Annotated in this window: 12 protein-coding genes; 2 read left to right on the forward strand and 10 right to left on the reverse strand. The window is 70.9% G+C overall.

Annotated elements, in window-relative coordinates; genetic code table 11:
• Window positions 1-105: 105 nt before the first annotated feature.
• From B1759_RS01595 to B1759_RS01615, 5 genes are read right to left on the reverse strand one after another with little or no spacing between them, the layout of a single operon-like run.
• Entirely contained in the window at window positions 106-1,971 is a 1,866-nt protein-coding gene (locus B1759_RS01595) for a right-handed parallel beta-helix repeat-containing protein (RefSeq protein WP_095513281.1), read from the reverse strand.
• Window positions 1,968-2,615 carry a PIG-L deacetylase family protein gene (locus tag B1759_RS01600; protein ID WP_095513282.1) on the reverse strand — a complete coding sequence of 216 codons (648 nt, stop codon included), beginning with the start codon at window positions 2,613-2,615 and terminating at the stop codon, window positions 1,968-1,970. Before B1759_RS01600 ends, B1759_RS01595 begins: the two co-directional genes overlap by 4 nt.
• Window positions 2,615-3,484, reverse strand: a complete 870-nt coding sequence (locus B1759_RS01605) for a hypothetical protein (protein ID WP_198948711.1) — start codon at window positions 3,482-3,484, stop codon at window positions 2,615-2,617. Before B1759_RS01605 ends, B1759_RS01600 begins: the two co-directional genes overlap by 1 nt.
• On the reverse strand, window positions 3,481-4,893 hold the full coding sequence (locus B1759_RS01610) for a glutamate-1-semialdehyde 2,1-aminomutase (RefSeq protein ID WP_095513283.1): 1,413 nt from the start codon (window positions 4,891-4,893) through the stop codon (window positions 3,481-3,483). The genes B1759_RS01605 and B1759_RS01610 overlap by 4 nt, the downstream gene beginning before the upstream one ends.
• Window positions 4,894-4,897: 4 nt before the next feature.
• Window positions 4,898-6,265: a DUF4910 domain-containing protein gene (locus tag B1759_RS01615; RefSeq protein WP_095513284.1), complete on the reverse strand. Its 1,368-nt coding sequence runs from the start codon at window positions 6,263-6,265 to the stop codon at window positions 4,898-4,900.
• 148 nt (window positions 6,266-6,413) lie between these two features.
• On the opposite strand from B1759_RS01615, the gene B1759_RS01620 reads away from it, so the two are divergent.
• A complete protein-coding gene (locus tag B1759_RS01620; protein WP_143537229.1) occupies window positions 6,414-6,680 on the forward strand; it encodes a hypothetical protein in 267 nt (88 codons plus the stop codon).
• Window positions 6,681-6,783: 103 nt separating this feature from the next.
• Here B1759_RS01620 and B1759_RS01625 read toward each other — a convergent pair whose 3' ends face one another.
• A complete protein-coding gene (locus tag B1759_RS01625) occupies window positions 6,784-7,161 on the reverse strand; it encodes a hypothetical protein (protein WP_095513286.1) in 378 nt (125 codons plus the stop codon).
• Between the two features lie 249 nt (window positions 7,162-7,410).
• On the opposite strand from B1759_RS01625, the gene B1759_RS01630 reads away from it, so the two are divergent.
• Entirely contained in the window at window positions 7,411-8,454 is a 1,044-nt protein-coding gene (locus B1759_RS01630) for an NADP-dependent oxidoreductase (RefSeq protein WP_095513287.1), read from the forward strand.
• A gap of 112 nt (window positions 8,455-8,566) precedes the next feature.
• On the opposite strand, the gene B1759_RS01635 is transcribed toward B1759_RS01630, so the two are convergent.
• From B1759_RS01635 to B1759_RS01650, 4 genes are all read right to left on the reverse strand, one after another.
• The gene (locus B1759_RS01635) at window positions 8,567-9,142 is read right to left on the reverse strand and encodes a YdeI family protein (protein ID WP_095513333.1); all 576 of its coding nucleotides are present in this window, start codon (window positions 9,140-9,142) and stop codon (window positions 8,567-8,569) included.
• Between the two features lie 201 nt (window positions 9,143-9,343).
• Entirely contained in the window at window positions 9,344-10,012 is a 669-nt protein-coding gene (locus B1759_RS01640) for a nitroreductase family protein (RefSeq protein WP_198948713.1), read from the reverse strand.
• The gene (locus B1759_RS01645; RefSeq protein ID WP_095513288.1) at window positions 10,012-11,520 is read right to left on the reverse strand and encodes an asparagine--tRNA ligase; all 1,509 of its coding nucleotides are present in this window, start codon (window positions 11,518-11,520) and stop codon (window positions 10,012-10,014) included. Before B1759_RS01645 ends, B1759_RS01640 begins: the two co-directional genes overlap by 1 nt.
• 150 nt (window positions 11,521-11,670) lie before the next feature.
• Window positions 11,671-13,074, reverse strand: coding sequence for a GWxTD domain-containing protein (locus B1759_RS01650; protein ID WP_095513289.1), 1,404 nt, complete (start codon window positions 13,072-13,074; stop codon window positions 11,671-11,673).
• Between the last annotated feature and the right edge of the window lie 45 nt (window positions 13,075-13,119).

A 13,119-nucleotide genomic window follows, 5' to 3' on the forward strand; every position in this document is an offset into this window, starting at 1 on the left:
TCAGACGCGAGGGGGTGCGAGCCCCTTCCGCAACCATCGGGCCACGCCTCGACCAGACGCATTTACCACGGGCTCAGCAGATCGAAACGTCACCGCCTGCCCAGCTTAACGGGGCCACCAGGGCGCTGCGGGGGCTCCGGACCAGTCCCCTCGCGCACGCACCCGAGCGAGATCGGCCCCCACCTGAGCGGAAGGAATCACTCGCGTGCCGGGCGCCCCGGCATCGACCGGGTCGACGGGGCCTGCGGGGACGCGGTCGCCCGGGTTCACGAGCCGCGCCGTCCGGTCGCCGCCGACGAGGCGCTGCCACATGGCGAGGTCGTCGCTTCGGAAGTCGGCCTCCAGGTCGGGGACGGGCGCCAGGTAGAAGGTCGACTGGTAGAGGTCGCGGCCGCGGCGGCCGTAGGCGTTGCCCGCGAACCGCGTCGTGCGGACGTGCGCGGGGCTCGTCCCGGCGATTGACATCTCGCGCGCCTCATGCTCTCCGGTCACGTTCCCCGCGATCCAGTTGTTGGCCACCACGTTGGCACCGTCGGGCGCGCGACGGTCGGGGTCGAGGCGAAGCCAGACGCCACTGCCCTCGTTCGCCTCGACGGTGTTGTGGACGTAGGCGTTGCGGCTCGCCGCCTGCGAGAGAATGCCCGTCCCGGTCCAGCGCAGCCAGCGCGTCGCGGCGGCGACGTTGTGCTGAACGAGCGTCTCGGTCGTGTTCAGTTCGAGCATGATGCCCGCGCTCGCGTTGCCCACCAGCAAGCACCCCTCGATGGTGTTGCGGTGATTGCCGCCGTCGAGCCAGATGCCGGGGCCACCGTTGTGGGCCGCGTAGTGGCGGCGGATGACCGAGTCGGTGGTGCCCACCCACTTCCCTCCTCCCGCCTCCCAGTAGGGATCGTGCCCCTTCCAGTTGTTCCCGACCGCGGCGTTGTCCTCGAACAGGCAGCCCTGGCAGCCGCCGCCCCAGCCCATCTGGCCGTTCAGGTCGGCGCGCGTCTGCCGGAAGGTGTGGCCCCGCCCCGACGCGTCGATGCCCAGCCCGTTCGTCCACTCCACGCGGACGTCTTCGACCAGCCCGCCCTCGCGTCCGGCGCACACGGCCCCTTCCTGGGCGCGGTTCGTCGCGTACCGGAACGTCAGGCCGACGACCCGGAACCAGCCGGGCGTGGACGGATCGCCGCACTCGGCGTAGGGGTCGCTGCCGACGGGGGAGAACAGCACACGCCGCATGCCCACCTCCACGCCGCCACCGAGGCCGGGGGCCTGGTCGTCGCGAAAGCGGGCCACGAGGGCGGTCGGCTGGGCGTCCGGGCCCTCGCGCCAGAACCGCCCTGGCGCGAGGTCGGCGCGCTGGCCGACGGGCCGCAGCACGCGCCCTGCGGCGACGACCTGCTCGAGGCGGAAGGTCGGGTCGTCGGAGTAGGTGAGCATCTGCCCGCCCGTCCAGGGCCGCCGCCACGCGCCGTCGCGCTGGCGCTCCCAGCCGCCGTCGGCCGGGTCCGCACCGGTGATGACGACCGTGTCGCCGGGATAGGCGGCGAACGTGACGCGCGCGTCGGGGCCGGTCCCCCCAGACGCAGGGCGAACCGACTCCCGATAGACGCCCGCGCGGATCAGCACGGCGTCGCCGGGCCGGAGAGCGCCTGCACGAGCTGCGCGGGAGATCGTCCGCCAGGGCCGTTCGGCCGTGCCGGGGTTGCGGTCACTCGCCGAGGGGTCGGCACCCGCCACGACGTAGGTAGATCTTCCTGGGGCCGCGAAGGCCGCCAGCGGATCGGAGCAGTCGGCGTCCGATCCGCACACGTCGCTCGGCTCCAGGTCGTCCCAGGCCGCCTCGGTGAGCGGACGGGGGGGATCGTCGTGGCAACCGGAGAGCGCGAGCGTCAGCCAGGAGGCGACGAGCACGAGGCCGGAGGCCGCGAGGGCCATCCAGGACGCCGTGAGGGCCGCCGAGGCGCCGGGGTCGGCGGGCGTCACCAGACCAGCTTGGTGCAGTGGAACGCCTCGGCGTAGCGCGCCCCGGCCTCGACGCCGCGAAGGCGCGCGAGGCCACGGAACGTCTCGGCGTCGTACCAGCCCTTCGTGGCCTGGCTGGGGAAGTGGGCGTCGAGGATCGCCAGCTTGTGGTCCAGCACGGCCGCGTCGAGGCGGACGTAGGCGTTGGGCCGGTCGAGGTCGCCGTCCCACTTCGGGATCTCGTACGCCGCGATCGCCGCGCCACGGAACGTCTGCCACGCGAGGTCCGCGATCACCCGGTGGTCCTGGTGGGCGTCGTCGCGGCGGTGCGTCAGCACGAGGTGGGGGCGGACGGATTCGAGCGTCTCCCGCGCAAAGGCCTTGATGTCGCTCGCCTCGAACGGGAAGAAGCCGTCGCGGTGCGACAGCAGGTGGACGTCGGCGCGAGCGGCGTCGGCCAGCAACGCGTCCGCGGCGGCGCGGGCCTCGGCGGCGCGGTCGGCCGAGCCGGAGAAGACGACGTGGGTGACCTCGGTGCGCGGCCGCTCAGCGAGCAGGCGCAGCAGCGTCCCTCCGGCCCCGATCTCGATGTCGTCGGCGTGGGCGCCGAGGCAGACCACGCGCAGCGGCTCGGCACGCCCGAGGGCAGGGTCGAGAGCGAACACTACACCTTCCGGAGCACGGGCCGCTGGTCGGCGCCATCGCCGAGGACGGGCGGCGCCGAGGACGCGCCCGGCGCCACGCCGTCGCCCATGGCCCGGTGGGCGCCCCAGACCTCCCAGGGCGCGTGGCCCTCGTTGTAGATGTCCTCCAGCATGGTCTTCTCCTTGAACGTGTCCATGCACGCCCAGAAGCCGCCGTAGTCGTACGACCCGAGCTGGCCGACGGCCGCCATGCGGTGCGAGGGCGGCCCCAGGATGTCCTCGCCGGGCTCGATGTAGTCGAAGAAGCGCTGGTTCATCACGAAAAAGCCCCCGTTGATGCGGAGGCCCACCTCGGTCACGTGGCGGACCATCGTGACGGCGCCCGAGTCGTTTGTCTCGATGACGTGGCTCGTGTAGTTCGGCTGGACGCCGAGGAATGTCGCCGCCCGGTCGCTCTGCTGCGCGAACTGGATCATGTCGTCCAGGGGCGCATCGGTCACGCCGTCGGCGTAGTTGGCCAGGAACCACTCGTCGTCGCCGAGGAACTCGCGGACGGCCAGCAGTCGCTCCCCCACGCAGGCCTTCAGGCCGGTGTCGACGAACGTGATCCGCCAGTCGTGGATGTCGCTCTTGAGCAACTCCACCGACGTCCCGCCTGTGAGGACGAAGTCGTTGGAGACGGTCTCGTCGTAGTCGACGAAGTAGCGCTTGATGTGATCGGCGCCGTGGCCGAGGCAGAGGATGAAGTCCTTGTGGCCGTAGTGGGCGTAGTACTTCATCAGGTGCCAGAGGATCGGCCGGTAGCCGACGCACACCATGGGCTTCGGGACCGGGCCCGAGTGCTCCTTGATGCGCATGCCTTCTCCTCCACAGAACAGGACGACTTTCATGAGTCTTGGGGGGTCGCGCGGATGCGCGGATGTGCAGAAACGGCGCCGTCGCCGCCGGATCGCGATACAGAGGTCCAAACCGTCCCGGCTTTCTTCCGGAACACAGGCTGAACCGGTCGGCCGAGCAGGAAGCCGTCCGTGGTGCCCGCGTCGAGGGCGCGGACGTAGACCGCCAGCGCGCCCGCGACCGCCTCGACGGTCTCGTCGATCACCGGGTCCGTGTGGGCCGTCGTGATCACGAACGACGGCGCGAGGACGCCACGGCGCGTCAGCTCTTGGAGGAAGAGGGTCCGGTAGGGCTGGGACGCCGCGCCATCGGGGTCTCGGGTATAGAACACGAGGTTGCAGTCCCGGCCGGCCGTTCCCACGAAGCCCTCCGCGCCCGACTGGCGGACGACCTCGGCGACGCCCTCTCGCAGTCGCGCGCCCTGGCGCATGAGCTGGCCCTCGACGTCTTCGGCGCGAGCGATCCGCATCGTCTCGACTGCCGCGGCCAGTCCGTGCGTCTCGGCGCCGTGCGTACTGGAGAGCAGGAAGACGCGGTCGGCGTCCGTGTCGAGCCCGCCCGCCGCCATCAGGTCCCGGCGCCCGGCGAGGGCGCTGACCGAGTGGCCGTTGGCGAGCGCCTTGCCGAACGTCGACAGGTCGGGGTCGAGGCCGAACAGGCCCTGGGCGCCGCGGGCCGACCACCGGAAGCCGGTGATCATCTCGTCCAGCACGAACACCACGCCCCGCTCGCGGCACGCGGCGATGCAGGCGCGGAGGTAGTCCGTCGGGTCGCTCTCGTCGCGGACCGCCTCCATGATGACGCACGCGGGCCGGTGCGCGTCGAGCACGTCCACCAGCGCACCGAGGTCGCCGTACGGGAACGCCACCGTCAGGTCCTTGACGGCCTGCGGGATGCCCGCGTCCATCGGCGTCGTGCCGATGAACCAGTCGTCCTGGGACAGGAACGGGTGGTCGCCGCACATCGCGACGGTATCGCGGCCGGTCGCGGCGCGGGCCACCTTGACGGCCGCCGTCGTCGCCGACGAGCCGTCCTTGCAGAACTTGACGCACTCGGCGCCGACGAGGTCGAGGAACGCCTCGGCAGCCTCCAGCTCCACGCGTGCCGGACGGGAGAAGTTGGTGCCTCGCTCCATCTGCCGGACCGCCGCCGCGACGACGCGCGGCTCGGCGTGGCCCAGCGTGACCGCCCGCAGCCCCTGGCCGTACTCGATGAATCGGTTGCCGTCGAGGTCCCAGACATGCGCCCCCTCGCCGCGGTCGACCACGACAGGCATCCACTCGGGCATCTGGTCGTCGCCCTTGGCATACGTGTGCGCGCCGCCCGGAATCAGTCGATGCGCGCGGGCCTGGTGGGCGCGGCTGGTGGCGAAGCGGTCGAAGTAGGGGTCGAGAGGCGACATGGGCTCAGGCGGCGACGAGCAGGCCCGCCTCGGCCAGACGGTCGGCGGCGGCGCGGACGGTGGAAAACGGCAGGGCGCTCCGCTCGGCCACATCCAGGAGCGAGCGCGTGCCGTCGGACAGGTTGAGGACCCAGAGCGCGGCCTGCTGGGCGGCAGGGCCCTCGGGGAGACCGCCGAGGCTGGCGTAGAGGCCACGTCGGCCCAGTTGCGGCTCGCCGTAGGGCTGCGTGTTGCGGTAACGGCGGTCGCCGTCGAGCACGTCGACGACGGCTTCGAGGGCAGACAGCGAGGCCGCGAGCGCCTCGGGGCGGACGAGGCCGAGGTCGTCGCCGGAGGTGTGGTACTCGGGGTACTCGCCGTGCGGCGTCCGCGTCAAGCGGCCGACGGGGAGGTCGAAGCCGGGACTCCCGAACTGGCGCTCGTCGTAGCCGGTCGGCTCGAACGGCCGCACGTCCACGTCGCGGCCGAGATCGCGCATCGCGACGGCCACGGCGCGGTCGACGGCCAGCGGAGCGCCGAGCGTCCCGGCGCGCGTCTGCTTGTACGTGAAACCACCCGCGTCGCCCAGGTTGGCGAGCACCAAGCCGTGGCGGATCCGCCCGAGGTCGGCGTGGTGGCGGTCGAGCCACGTGATGGCGCCCAGCGTGCCGGGCGCGAACAGGAACCGGATCGTGTGGCGCCGCTTCGGGCCGTTCAGCAGGCGGCGGGCGAGCATCGTGGCGACGGCCAGCGAGGCCGTGTTGTCGTTGGCGAGCGCCGGGTGGCAGGCGTGGGCCGAAAACAGGATCTCGTCGCTCGTCTCGCCCTCGATCACCACCTCCCCCATCGTCAGGCTCCCGTCCACATGCTCGGCGTCGATCACGACCCGGACCTCGCCCCCCTCTCCGATCTCGGCCGCCAGCGCGTCGAGCGCGTCGTGCGTCAGGCAGAAGCCCCACGTCGGCGCGTAGTAAGACGTGCGGTACGGGACGAGCGAGGGCTGCTCGGGCAGCGTGTGGAGGTGCGCCCGGAGCGCCCAGAGCGGCATCGTGTCGCGCACGGCGACGCTGTACTGGACGAGGTGGAGCGGGCTGTCCGCCCAGTCCACGATCCGCGTCCCGTCCTCGCGGGCCAGGTATGCCTCGCGGACGCGCCACTCCTTGGGGACCGTCCAGTCGAGCACCTTCGTGCCACTGGGGACCTCCGAGATCCGCATCGGCACCCGCTCGCTGATGGCGAGGAGTTGTTCGCGGAGCCCGGCGCCCGTTAGCCCGCGCCGGAACGGCAGCCACTCCGCGACCAGCTTGTGGAGCGCGGCGCCCACGTCAGGGACGTCCGCCTCGGCAGACTCACCGAGGCGGGCAGGGGCAGGCGGCGGGGCAGCGACGGGCACGGGTCAGGCGACGGTTCCCCCCCGGTATCGGCGACCTCGCGCCCCTACTCAACCCATGCCGGCCTTCTCCGGACCCGCGCGCGGCCTTTGCCGAGCCCGTGCAGAGCCTTTGCCGGGCCTCCCTCAACCCACCGTCACCCACGGCCGATTGATCCGTTCCTTGCTGGCCATCCACAACGAACCGCCGGTCCTGTCCGGCGAGCCTCTTATGACCAAGGGTACGATCACCCACTTCGACCCGCGCCGCGGCACGGGCTTCGTCCGCCATCACCACGCCGAATCGGGCATCCCGTTCTCGGTGCGCCACGCCCAGGACCGCCAGTTCGCCCACGGCGACGCGGTCGAGTTCACCGTCCGCGGTGGCATGGCGGGTGTGGCTGCGCACGGCGTCCGCCGCGTCCGCGCCACGACCTAGTCCGAGACGGCCGTCCCGTAAGACGGCCGCCTCCTTTCGCGAGCGCCCAATGGGAAACCGTCGGGCGCTCGTTTTTTTGCGTCACCTCGCAGCGCCCCCTCCGCTACCTAGCCGCGGCGCTGGCGACGACCCACACCGTGACCACGGCCGACACGCCGAACCCGACGACCAGCGTGCTCAGGTTGAGCCAGAAGAGCGTGGGGGCCTCGGCGTATCGGACCGTCCGCCACCCGCGGCCGAAAAAGAACGGCGGGACCGCCCCCGACCTCCACACGAACACCGTCGCGACGCCGAGGCCCAGGCTGAGCAGCAGACACATCGCGAGGAGGTGGATGCCCGCCCCGACGTACAGGAGGCCCCCGAGCCCCACGACGTAGGCCAGGTTCAGCATGCCCGCGTTGGCGTACTCGGGATTGGGCTTCCCGTCCTTCAGAACGCCCTGCTCCTCCAGCCGCTCCACGTTCCTCTCTGCGAGGCGCAACCAGGCGTGCCGGAGACGTGAGAAGGGAGTGCGTGACATGAGACGGAGACTCCGCCGCCTGGAGTAGGCGACTCGGTGCGGGGATACCCGAGGATACCGCGATCGCACCCGGAGCCCAGAAGACGACCGCTGAGAGACGGCCCGGCGAAGGTGCGACTCAGGCTTCGGGAAGAGGCCGCGTGTCGCCGCTCCGGTTGGAACGCCCCACGGCACCCGACCGTCCGCGCGCGCACCCACACCGATCCCACCATGCCCCAGACTCCAGACACGAACCGACGCGTCGTCCTCGCCGCGCGCCCCGAGGGAGCCCCCACCCCGGACACCTTCCGCCTCGAACACGACCCGGTGCCGGAGCCCGCCGAGGGCCAGCTTCTGCTGCGCACCGTTTACCTGTCGCTCGACCCGTACATGCGCGGCCGCATCAGCGACGCACCGTCGTACGCCGCGCCCGTCGCGGTCGGCGGCCTGATGGTCGGCGGCACGGTCTGCCGCGTGGAGATCTCCCGTCACCCGGACTACGCCGCCGGGGACTGGGTCCTCGGCTACACCGGCTGGCAGGACTATGCGCTCTCCGACGGCCAGGGCCTCACGGCGCTCGACCCGACCCGCATGCAGCCCTCCTGGGCGCTCGGCATCCTCGGCATGCCCGGCTTCACCGCCTACATGGGCCTGACCGACATCGGCCAGCCCAAGGCCGGCGAGACCGTGGTCGTCGCCGCGGCCTCCGGCGCGGTCGGCTCCGTCGTCGGCCAGGTCGCCAAGCTGCTGGGCTGTCGCGTGGTCGGCATCGCGGGCGGCACGGAGAAGTGTGACTACGTCGTGGACACGCTGGGCTTCGACGCCTGCATCGACCACCGCCAGGACGACCTCCCCGGACGCCTCGCGGATGCCTGCCCGGATGGGATCGACGTGTACTTCGAGAACGTCGGCGGTAAGGTCTTCGACGCCGTCCTCCCTCTCCTGAACACCCGGGCGCGCATCCCGCTCTGCGGCCTGATCGCCACGTACAACGCCACCGAACTCCCTCCCGGCCCAGACCGCATGTCGGTCCTGACGGGCACGCTGCTCAAGAAGAGCATCCGCATGCAGGGCTTCATCGTCTTCGACGACTATGGCGACCGGTACGGCGAGTTCCTGAAGACGGTCGGCCCCTGGGTCGCCGACGGCAAGCTGCACTACCGCGAAGACGTGGTCGACGGCCTGGAGCACGCGGCCGAGGGCCTGATCGGCATGCTGGAGGGCCAGAACTTCGGCAAGCTGGTCGTGCGCGTTGGCCCCGACGACCTCGCGTGAGCGGAGCGCCGGGGGACCATGCCGTCGGCCCGTTTCATCCCCCCATGTGGCGCCCGTCCTGCCCCCCACGTGAGGCCCACATTGGGGGCCAGGCGCTCCGATCGGCCCCTCGTCACGGCTTCTCTTCTCGGCTCAACCTGTCGAGGAACGTCTCGAACCGCCGTCGCCGGGTTTCGGGCTTCTTCGCCGTCATCAACCCGGATGCGATGACGTACCGGCTCGACTTGTTCAGGGTCTGGAAGAACCGCTTCGCAACTGGCCGACTCTCCAGCGCAGCCACGAAGTCTGCCGGGACCTCCATCTCACTCGGCGGGGGGTACGCGTTCTCCCATCGGCCGTCCGCCTTCGCCGCACGCACCTGCGCGAGGCCCGGCTCCTCCATGCGGCCCTCGCGGATCAGGCGCGCCACGTGCTCGGTGTTGCGCTTCGACCAGATGCTCCGCGCCGTCCTGGGCGTGATCCGCTGGAGGTAGGCCTGGTCGTCGAGCGACTTCTTGATGCCGTCGATCCAGCCCCAGCACAGCGTCTCGGCCACGATGTCGTCCCAGCCGACGCTCGGGAGTCCCGACTTCTTTTTGAACACCTTCACCCAGAGCTCGGATTCCGTCGCGTGGTTCGCCGTCAGCCACTCGCGGAGGGCTTCGGGTGAGGCAAAGGATCTCGTCGTTTCTGGATTGACGTCGGGCATGGCGTAGTCCAGAGGCATCTGTCGGACGTTCGGCCGCGACAGGCAGAGGAAGGGGTGCCGCGAAGCTATGGACGCCGCCGGAGACTGCGGCGCCCGAGGATGCAGGAGCCCATCGTCGGCATGGGGTGGCGAGGTCTTCACCCCGGCCGGCGCCCTCCAGAACCGAGTCTGCGCGCTCGACGCGAGCGGCCCCCTCGCGCCTCAGCGCCAGATCACCACCTCCGAGAGCGGCTTCCGCTGGAGGTCCGGCACCCTCGCCCCCTCCGCCGGGTAGCCCACCGGGAAGAGGATGAACGGCGCCTCGTTCGCCGGGCGTTCCAGCACCTCCGAGAGAAACCGCATCGGCGACGGCGTGTGCGTCAGCGTCGCCAGCCCAGCCCGGTGGAGCGATGCGATGAACAGCCCCGCCGCGATGCCGCAGCTCTCCTGCACGTAGTAGTGCTTCCGCTTCGTGCCGTCTGCCGTCACGCCGGTCCGCTGCGCGAACAGCACCACGAGCCACGGCGCCGTCTCCAGGAACGGCTTCTGCCAGTCGGTGCCGAGCGGCGCGAGCGCCTCCAGCCACTCGTCCGACATCCGCCCGCCGTAGCTGGCCCGCTCCTCTGCCTCCGCCGCCTCCCGGATGCGGCGCTTCAGGTCCGGGTCCGAGACGGCCACGAACGTCCACGGCTGCATGTGGGCCCCGCTGGGCGCCGTGCCCGCCGTCGCGATGGCGTGCTCGATCAGCGCCCGCGGCACCGGCCGGTCCGAGAACTCGCGCACCGAGCGCCGCGCGTCCATCACGTCGAAGAACGCCTCCGCCCGCTCCAGCGACTCCGCCTCGGTCAGCGGGTCGACGGTGTACGGGATCGTCGGGAGCGGCCCTGCCACTACGGGTGGAGGCGTCCGAGGAGCCGCGGGAAAGGCCCGGTCTCGCGAACGTGCGACAGGCCGCAGACCCACGCCACGGTTCGCTCCAGGCCCAGCCCGAAGCCCGCGTGCGGCACGCTGCCGTACTTGCGCAGGTCGAAGTACCAGTCGAAGGCGCTCTCCGGCAGTCCGTGCGCCTCCACCTGATCCCTCAGGAACTGGAGGTCGGTCGCGCGTTCTCCCCCGCCGATGATCTCGCCGTAGCCCTCCGGCGCGAGCACGTCCATGCCCAGCGCCAGCCGGTCGTCCTCGGGGTCGCGCTTCATGTAGAACGCCTTCACTGCCGCCGGGTAGCGGTGCACGATGACCGGCGTCGGGAAGTGCTTCGTCAGGATCGTCTCGTCGGACGCCCCGAAGTCGGCGCCCCACTCGAAGCCCGCCGCGCTGGCCTTCCAAGTCGGGATGTTGCGCAGCCCCTCCGCGATCTCGTCGAGACGGACGTTGATCTCGATCTCGCGGGCGTCGATGCGCCGCTTCTCGCCCTTCTTGGCCTGTCCGTAGGCTCCGCGGTTGCGGTCGCGCTCGTCTTCCAGGGCCTTCTGCTCGTCCTCCAGCCCTTCCTGCTCGGCGTCGAGCATCAGCTGGGTCTGGTCGCTCGTCAGCAGTTCCACCGCCTCCGAGTAGCTGAGGCGCGGGAACGGAGCCCCCGCCGCTGCCTCCAGCGCGCCCGTGTCGCGCTCCAGGACCGCCAGTTCGTCGCGGCAGTCGGCCAGGACCGCCGTCAGGATCGCCACCAGCAGTTCCTCCGCCACCTCCATGTTCATGGACAGGTCGTAGAACGCCATCTCCGGCTCGATCATCCAGAACTCCGTCAGGTGCCGCCGGGTGCGCGACTTCTCCGCCCGGAAGGTCGGGCCGAAGGTGTAGATCTTGCCGTGCGCCATCGCCATCGCCTCCCCGTGGAGCTGGCCGCTCTGGGTCAGGTAGGCGGGCTCGTCGAAGTAGTCCAGCTCGAACAGCGTCGAGGTGCCCTCGACCGCGTTGCCGGTCAGGATCGGGGCGTCCATCTGGATGAAGTCCTCGCCCTGGAAGTAGGCGTGGATGGCCATGATGATGCGGTTGCGGATCCGCATGGCCGCCCACTGGCGCTGGCTCCGCAGCCACAGGTGACGGCGGTCCATGAGGAACTCGACGCCGTGCTCCTTGGGCGTGATCGGGTAAGGCTCGGCCAGCGCGATGACCTCCAGGGAGGTCGCCTGCACCTCCACCCCACCCCGCTGCCGGTCGTCCGCCCGGACGGTGCCGACGACGCGGAACGCGCTCTCCTGCGTCAGCGACGCCGCGGCCTCCCACGACGCAGCGTCCACCTGCTCCTCGTTCACCACCACCTGCACGATGCCGGAGCCGTCGCGCAGTTCGAGGAACATCAGTCCCTTCGAGCCGCGGGCGTTGTACAGCCACCCGTTCACGGTGACGGTCTCACCGGTGGACTCGGGCAGGGCGTGGACGCGGACGAACGGCTCGGTCATGACGGGGCGCAGGGGGAAGCCCGAAGCTACCGTCGCCGCGGGGGCCGCCGCGCGTAGAGCGTGGGAGAAGAGGGCCGCGACGCCGCGCGACCGCCTCGGCGCCGTCACCGAGGCGGGGCGCCCGACGGGGGGCGCCCGCGCACGCGCCGCCTAGAAGCGGCGCAGTTCGTTCTGCCAGTCCAACACCGACGACTCGCCGGTCACGTTCGAGTGCAGCAGCTCGTAGCGGTCCGACGAGTAGCGGTCCACGAACACGAACAGCGAGCGGCCCTCGCCGGGGATGTTCTCGTAGCTCCAGATCTCGTGCTGCAGCAGGTCCGCCTCGAACGGGCGCCGGTCGATCTCCGACGGCGGGCCGTAGGTGAGGTAGATCCGGCCCCGGTCGGTTTCGTAGGGCTCCTGGCCGAACTCGCTGTAGTTGGCCATGACGGTCCGCAACCGGCCATAGAAGGTCTGCCGCGCATCGTTGATGCTGGGGCGCTCGTCCTGGTCACGAGAGCTCCAGAACGAGACCAGGAAGCGGCGGCGGTCCTCGTCGGTGGCGAGCGCCGCGATCTGGGCCTCCTCGCGAGCCGTCGCGATCACCCGCGCGTGGCGAATGTTGAGGTCCAGTTCCTCCTCGCCCATGGCCGCGTACAGTGTCTCCTCGTAGGACATCATGTCCGCCGCGGAGAGGGCCCGCTCCACGTCCGGGTTGATGACGAAGAAGCGCTTGGTCTGCTCCGCGACCGCTTCGTTGGCCTCATTCAGGGCCACCAGCCGGAGATGATAGATGCCGCTGGGCAACGTGCTCACGTCGATCTGTCCCGCGACCACGTCCACGGGTCGGGCTGTGCGCGCCAGCCGCGTCTCGTGCGCCGGAAGCGCAGCGCCTCCGGCACTTTCCGCGATGAACGAGACCAGCGTGTAGGTGTCCGTGTCGGACGGCGGGCTGTACACCTCGGTGTAGTAGCTGACCGTCGCCCCGATGCCGCCATAGAAGGCGTCCGGGTTCGGGCGGATCATCAGCCCGCTCTTGGTCAGCGGGTTCGTCGCGTCGGTGGACGGCTGGATGGCCGTCGCCAGTTGGATCGCCGAGATGGAGGTGCCCTCCGCTCCGGCGTAGTCCGGAACGGTCAGGTTGAGCAGCGCCTTGACCTCCGCCTGCCCCTCCGGCTGGAGCGTCACGTCGACCTCGTACTCGCCCGGCGCGACGGCCATCCGGAGCTGCTCGACGAAGACCTGGCTGGACGACAGGGCCGCGGTGTCGGCGAGGGCGTAGGCGAAGGGCAGCGTCTGGTCGAAGGCGGGCGTGACCTCAGCGGACGAGGGCGCCGCCTGCGCGACGGGGCGCACGACCACATGCGTCGGGACCGTGGCCTCGAAGCCCTCCGCCGCCGCGGCGAACGGCAGCGTCTCGGCACGGAACGACAGGTACAACTCCACGAGCGCCTGATCCTCGGTGTAGCGGAACGTCGCGACATCCGGACGGAAGATGACGCCCTCCTGGGCCGAGACCGCCGAGGCGGACAGGGAGAGCACGGCCAGGAGGACGGCGGAATAAAAACGGGGCATGCGGTTCAGAAATGCGGGTGTCGGACCAGAACGGACGGGGCGAAG

This window comes from Rubrivirga sp. SAORIC476 (assembly GCF_002283555.1).
GTDB lineage: Bacteria > Bacteroidota > Rhodothermia > Rhodothermales > Rubricoccaceae > Rubrivirga.

Bases quoted from the DNA above. Each gene is read 5' to 3' on its own strand.
- B1759_RS01630 (WP_095513287.1), top strand. From the start codon at position 7,411: ATGCCCCAGACTCCAGACACGAACCGACGCGTCGTCCTCGCCGCGCGC.
- B1759_RS01610 (WP_095513283.1), bottom strand. From the start codon at position 4,893: ATGTCGCCTCTCGACCCCTACTTCGACCGCTTCGCCACCAGCCGCGCC.
- B1759_RS01650 (WP_095513289.1), bottom strand. From the start codon at position 13,074: ATGCCCCGTTTTTATTCCGCCGTCCTCCTGGCCGTGCTCTCCCTGTCC.
- B1759_RS01605 (WP_198948711.1), bottom strand. From the start codon at position 3,484: ATGAAAGTCGTCCTGTTCTGTGGAGGAGAAGGCATGCGCATCAAGGAG.
- B1759_RS01635 (WP_095513333.1), bottom strand. From the start codon at position 9,142: ATGCCCGACGTCAATCCAGAAACGACGAGATCCTTTGCCTCACCCGAA.
- B1759_RS01645 (WP_095513288.1), bottom strand. From the start codon at position 11,520: ATGACCGAGCCGTTCGTCCGCGTCCACGCCCTGCCCGAGTCCACCGGT.